This is a genomic window from Ferroplasma sp. Type II (genome assembly GCF_000496155.1).
Genome location: NZ_KI542833.1, coordinates 1,542 through 3,592 on the forward strand (window position 1 = coordinate 1,542; position 2,051 = coordinate 3,592).

The 2,051-nt window shown below is 33.2% G+C and carries 2 protein-coding genes and 1 pseudogene; 2 read left to right on the forward strand and 1 reads right to left on the reverse strand.

Annotated features, from left to right (window positions below):
* Positions 1–188: 188 nt before the first annotated feature.
* Positions 189–839 (reverse strand): annotated as a pseudogene (locus tag AMDU4_RS13415) (transposase); the annotation flags it as partial.
* Between the two features lie 80 nt (positions 840–919).
* Between AMDU4_RS13415 and AMDU4_RS13420 the strand changes: the two are divergent.
* Positions 920–1,393, forward strand: a complete 474-nt coding sequence (locus tag AMDU4_RS13420; protein WP_081141244.1) for a hypothetical protein — start codon at positions 920–922, stop codon at positions 1,391–1,393.
* A gap of 111 nt (positions 1,394–1,504) precedes the next feature.
* On the forward strand, positions 1,505–2,051 hold a 547-nt coding region (locus AMDU4_RS13425), incomplete at its 3' end, for a M48 family metalloprotease (RefSeq protein WP_290705528.1).

The following is a 2,051-nucleotide window of genomic DNA, read 5'->3' on the forward strand; positions in this document are numbered from 1 at the left end:
AACCTTGTGCCTTTTACTGTGTTCTGAATCCCATACCATGCTGCTTTCATATACGTAATTGTATTTCCCTACCTTTTTAATTTCCCTTGTCATGTTCTGTATATAGGGAACACATATAAGCAAATAAATCTTTCGCCAAATACTGGATAATAATTCAAATGTTCCCTAAATAAGCTCGGAGTTTAGGTTACAGTATAATCGGCATTCTTCCTGAGCCTTGAAACAAAGTTAATATTATTCTCCTTTAATTCCTTAAGCCTGTCATAGCTATAGTACCCTAAATCAAATGTTAAAACAGTATTGCCAGACATGTATTCGTTTATATGCCATAACAGATCATCAAATACTTTGGAATCATTTACATTTGCAGGTGTTATTATTGCCTTCAATGGCAATGCATAGTGATTTGTTTTAGCTGCAATATGGATCTTTATCCCATTTCTCCTTTTCTCCCTCTGGTATATGCCGGAACCATTAACCATTGTTTCTATAAATGTAGAATCTATTGCCAGAATACTGTATAGTTTGTCAAGATAATCATGGTATATATCATACCTGTGTGCCTTTATGAATGTGTTTAAAAGGCTGTAGAATACCTTCTCAGATATAGTGTATGGCCTTTTATTGTTGAGCTTTGACAGCTGTGATTTGCTTATTCCATTGTTATATGCTATATCTGTAAGGTCATTCTTTTTAATTATCCCTTTTGCTAATATGGATAGATGTGCTGATAGGTTAAATTTCCTGGAATAGCTGTCTATGCCTATTCCTTCAACCTTTGATTCTTTAGATATTTTATTGCAGTGTTTTTTAAGGATTTTATTGACATTCTCATCCATAATTAAAAATTAAATCATAGAATAAATATGACATGGTCATGCATAATGGTTAAATATAGGAAACTGGTATGATATATATTATGTTTGAAATAAACATAGTTGAGAGCAGTGTTCTCTACCGTAAAAGAAAGGGGTTATCTTCGAACATGGCAATTGGCTCCATGCAAAAAGATAACAGGGAGCACTACAAGAGAGTTGCAAAAGCTATTGTGATGGTATCACTCTTCTGTATGATATCGGGAGCAGGATACTTAAGTATTGCAGGAGTTCCTATTATTGAAGACGCAAGTCATATGCTTCCCGGGGCGCTAATTAATACTGGCACATCACATGGAAATTTTCTATACTACTACTTCACACATGGCCATTTCCCGACAGCGTCTACTTGGTTTAATTGGCTAACTGTCACTATGGGACTGGAACCCAGCGTAGCCATTCTTGTCGCTGACGCATTAGGGGCTGCTGGATGGATTACAGAAGCGACCGCAGATGCAATTTTAGCAGCAAGTGGATATGTTGGAGCGGCCATTGGCGCTGCAATAGCTGCATATTGATTCCATAGGTGCGATATGGATAATTTTCAAAAACGCATAATAATCGGTACTTTGTATCCGATATCTATATTTTTATTTATACCTTCAATTATTATTTATCACTTTACACTGTTGATATGGTTAATAACTCTTACGGGTTCAGAATTTGTAGCATTTATTCTTGTTTTTTTAGGATACCTTATTGACAGGAAAGATAAAGGTATAACAGCAACATTTGCTGAATATCTAAAATTCAATAGTTATGGTCCACTAATAGTGCTTATATTATTTTTTATGTTTGTTTCTGGATATTATATTATGACTCACACATATATTGATACTTTAATATACATAAATATAGTATTAATTATATTCATACTCCTGGTTCTATTACAGCCAATCTCTAATATAAAATATAATAGAATTCCATCAATAGAAAACAATGAAGACACAAAAATACAGTCAATACTTAAGGTTTTTCGGGATTATAACATAACACCTCACATAAAAATAATAGATACAAACAGCGTTAAAATAGCTAATGGATACCAATCAGATAAATATTATATTTATATTACAAGCTATCTGCTTTCAAACTTATCAGAGTCAGAATTAGAAGCTGTTGTTGCACACGAAATAGGGCATTTAGTTATGAAACATAATTTAAAACATTTTTTGA

What these genes read in the sequence shown, in the direction of transcription:
- AMDU4_RS13420 (WP_081141244.1), top strand. Translation starts at nt 920, where the DNA reads ATGTTTGAAATAAACATAGTTGAGAGCAGTGTTCTCTACCGTAAAAGA.